Origin of the sequence: Ruminococcus sp. (genome assembly GCF_045129435.1) — a bacterium.
Classification (GTDB): domain Bacteria; phylum Bacillota; class Clostridia; order Oscillospirales; family Acutalibacteraceae; genus Ruminococcoides.
This window is the reverse complement of record NZ_JBGVJL010000084.1, coordinates 1-3781: the sequence shown is the minus strand read 5'-3', so window position 1 is coordinate 3781 and position 3781 is coordinate 1. Positions and strand designations below refer to the sequence as shown.

The 3781-nt window shown below is 41.3% G+C and carries 4 protein-coding genes; all 4 read left to right on the top strand.

The features are described from left to right. Positions 1-738 (top strand): ABC transporter permease (locus ACJMMI_RS04140; RefSeq protein ID WP_405353819.1); only part of this gene is annotated, 738 nt, incomplete at its 5' end. A 119-nt stretch (positions 739-857) separates the two neighbouring features. Next, the gene (gene aspS, locus ACJMMI_RS04135) at positions 858-2606 is read left to right on the top strand and encodes an aspartate--tRNA ligase (protein ID WP_405353817.1); all 1749 of its coding nucleotides are present in this window, start codon (positions 858-860) and stop codon (positions 2604-2606) included. 72 nt (positions 2607-2678) lie between these two features. Continuing rightward, on the top strand, positions 2679-2957 hold the full coding sequence (gene gatC, locus ACJMMI_RS04130; protein WP_022233846.1) for an Asp-tRNA(Asn)/Glu-tRNA(Gln) amidotransferase subunit GatC: 279 nt from the start codon (positions 2679-2681) through the stop codon (positions 2955-2957). An 11-nt stretch (positions 2958-2968) separates the two neighbouring features. Next, positions 2969-3781: amidase (locus ACJMMI_RS04125; protein WP_405353815.1), on the top strand; the 813-nt coding region annotated here is incomplete at its 3' end.

Below are 3781 nucleotides of genomic sequence, written 5' to 3'. Positions count from 1 at the left end.
GACATTACCGATGATTCGGTTATGATTAATGAAAAGATGGCAAAAGAATTATCTGTAAAAGCAGGAGATACAATCAGCGTTACTGTTGATGATAAAACGGCCGAGCTTACAGTAGGCGGAGTTTTTGAGCAGTATATTAAGAACTATGTTTACATTTCACCAAAGCTTTATGCAGAAAAATTCTGCAAAGAGCCTGAGTACAATATGGCTCAGGTAGTGCTCAATAATCCTGATGAACAAAACAAATTCGGTGAAAAAATGCTTCAAAATGATAAAATAGCAGGTGTAACATACCTTTCATCGGGCATTGATGAAATTGAAGATATGCTCAACTCACTGAATATGGTTGTGCTTGTAATGATTATTTGTGCAGCGGCACTTGCTTTTGTGGTGCTGTACAACCTTACAAATATCAACATTGCTGAGCGAGTGAGAGAGATTGCTACATTTAAGGTGCTTGGCTTCTACAGTAAGGAAACATCAAGCGTTATTTACAAAGAAAACATTGTACTCACACTTGGCGGTATAGTATCAGGTCTTGTTATGGGTATTTTCCTAACGGGCTTTATAATTCAGACTGTTGAGGTTGACAATGTAATGTTTGGCAGAGAAATTTTGCCTACATCATTCATTTTCGCCGCATTGCTTACCCTTGCATTTGCGTTGCTTGTCAACTTTGTAATGGGATTTAAGATTAAAAAGGTGAATATGGTAGAAAGCTTAAAGAGTGTTGAATAAAAAAATACACTAAAAATTAAATAAAAATCATTGAAAATATTGATTGCTAAGGCAAATTGTGGTATAATACAAAAGAATAGGCAATTTAGCACAATATCAGTGAAAGGGACTGTAGATATATGATAAAGGCTAATCAGTATCGCACCGTAACTTGCGGTGAATTAAGAGAAGAAAATATCGGACAGGAAGTTCGTGTAGCAGGCTGGGTTGAAAATATCCGTGACCACGGCGGCGTAATGTTCCTTGACATTCGTGACCAGTACGGCGTTTTGCAGGTTGTTGTTCACAATGACGAATTACTCAAGGGCATCAACAAGGAATGTACTGTAACTTTGAGCGGTAAGGTTGTTAAGAGAGATGAAGAAACAATCAACTCCAAGATTGCTACAGGCTATGTTGAGGTACACACAGAGGACATCACAGTTCTCGGCAAGTGCAAAAACGCTCTTCCTTTTGAGGTTGCTACCTCTACAAATACTTCCGAGGAAGTACGCTTAAAGTACCGTTTTCTCGACCTTCGTAATCAGAAAGTGCATAATAACATTATGCTTCGTTCTCAGATTATAACATTCCTCCGTGCAAAAATGAACGAGATGGGATTTAACGAAATTCAGACACCGATTCTTTCAACCTCATCACCTGAGGGCGCAAGAGATTATCTTATTCCGAGCCGTAAGCACAAGGGTAAATTCTACGCTCTCCCACAGGCTCCACAGATTTTCAAGCAGCTCCTTATGGTATCAGGCTTTGACAGATACTTCCAGATTGCTCCTTGCTTTAGAGATGAGGATGCAAGGGCAGACCGTTCACCGGGTGAGTTCTATCAGCTCGACTTTGAAATGGCTTTTGCAACTCAGGAAGATGTTTTTGCCGTTGCAGAAGAGGTTCTTTACGAAACATTCACAAAATTTACAGATAAAGAGGTTTCTAAGCCTCCGTTTGCCCGTATTCCATACGCTGAAAGTATGCTCAAGTACGGTACAGACAAGCCTGACCTTCGTAACCCACTCGTAATCGTTGAAATTAGCGATATGTTTGAGGAAACTGACTTTAAGCCATTTCTAAAAAAGACAGTTCGTTCAATCAATGTTCCGGGTGCTGCAAAGCAGTCAAAGAGTTGGTTCAAGAAGATGGAGGAGTTTGCACTTTCTATCGGTATGAAGGGCCTTGGCTATGTTAAGGTAAGAGATGATATGACATTTGACGGCCCTATCGACAAGTTCCTTAAAGAGGGCGACAGAGAAGAGCTTATCAAGCGTAATAACTCAAATGCCGGCGATGTAATCTACTTTATCGCGGATACAGAAAAGGACGCTCCAAAGCTTGCAGGTCAGATTCGTACAGAGGTTGCTAACCGTCTTGACCTTATTGATAAGTCAAAGTTTGAGATGTGCTTCATTGTGGACTTCCCAATGTATGAGCATGACGAAACTACAGGTCAGGTAATCTTTACTCACAATCCATTCTCAATGCCACAGGGTGGTATGGATAGCTTACTTAATAAGAATCCTGATGATATTCTCGCTTATCAGTATGACATCGTATGTAACGGTGTTGAGCTTTCATCAGGTGCAGTTCGTAACCACGACCTTGACATTATGATTAAGGCATTCGAGATTGCAGGATACTCAGAAGATGAGCTTAAATCTAAGTTCTCAGCACTCTACAACGCATTCCAGTATGGTGCACCACCACACGCTGGTATGGCTCCGGGAGTTGACAGAATGATTATGCTTATTACTGAGGAAGAAAATATCAGAGAGGTTATTGCTTTCCCAATGAACTCAAATGCTCAGGATCTTCTCCTTGGTTCACCCGGAGAGGTAACAGAGCAGCAGCTTCGTGAAGTACACATTAAATTAAGATAACTTCATATATACTCAAAGGGCGAGTTGTTTTTATGACTTGCCCTGATTCTGTTTATACAAAGGATGGTTATTATGGTAACAAGAGAAGATGTTGAAAACATTGCGTTGCTTTCAAAACTGTTTGTTCCTGAGGAGGAACTTGACAGCCTTACACAGTCAATGCAGGAAATTATAGATTTTGCCGACACAATCAACAATGCTCCTACAAGTGGCGAGAGCTTTGACAATATCAACAACCTTTCAAATGTATTTCGTGAGGATGTTGTGGTTGAGTCATATGACAGCGAGGAAATTCTCAAAAATGCCCCTGAGCAGGCTGAGTCACATTTCCTTGTGAGAGGCAGAGAATAAGAGGTGTAAAAATGGGTAGTATTGCAAAAATCCACGAAATGCTTGTGTCTAAGCAGGTTTCGTGTACTGAGCTTACAAAAAGCTATCTTGAAGAAATAGAAAAATCAAACGGCGAGCTTAACGCCTATGTAAATGTAACTCCCGACACAGCACTTGAAACCGCAAAGGCTGTTGACGAAAAGCTTGCAAAGGGCGAAGAAATCGGTATGCTCGAGGGTGTGCCAATGACCTTGAAGGATAACCTTTCAACAAAGGATATTGAAACCACTTGCTGTTCAAAAATCCTTAAAGGCTACAAGCCAATTTATAATGCAACAGTATGGGAGAACCTTGCTTCTCAGAATGCTGTTATGCTCGGCAAAACAAATATGGACGAGTTTGCAATGGGTTCTTCCTGCGAAACCTCATGCTTTGGCGGTGCAATGAATCCGTTCAACACAAAGTATGTATCAGGCGGTTCATCGGGCGGTGTTGCAAGTGCAGTTGGTGCTAACATTGCTGCCTATGGCCTTGGTTCAGATACAGGCGGATCAATCCGTCAGCCTGCAAGCTTCTGCGGCATTGTAGGTTTAAAGCCAACTTACGGCAGCGTTTCTCGTTATGGTCTTATTGCTTATGCAAGCTCACTTGACCAGATCGGCCCTATCACAAAGAGCGTTGAGGATGCTTCAATCGTATTTGACGCAATTTCTCAGTATGACGAAAAGGACAGCACATCAAAGGGTAATGTTGGCGGTGCAACCTACGGCAAGCTTAACAATGACATCAAGGGTATGAAAATCGGTATTGCCCGTGAATATCTTGACGGTATTCGAGATGATGTT

What these genes read in the sequence shown, in the direction of transcription:
- aspS (WP_405353817.1), top strand. Translation starts at nt 858, where the DNA reads ATGATAAAGGCTAATCAGTATCGCACCGTAACTTGCGGTGAATTAAGA.
- gatC (WP_022233846.1), top strand. Translation starts at nt 2,679, where the DNA reads ATGGTAACAAGAGAAGATGTTGAAAACATTGCGTTGCTTTCAAAACTG.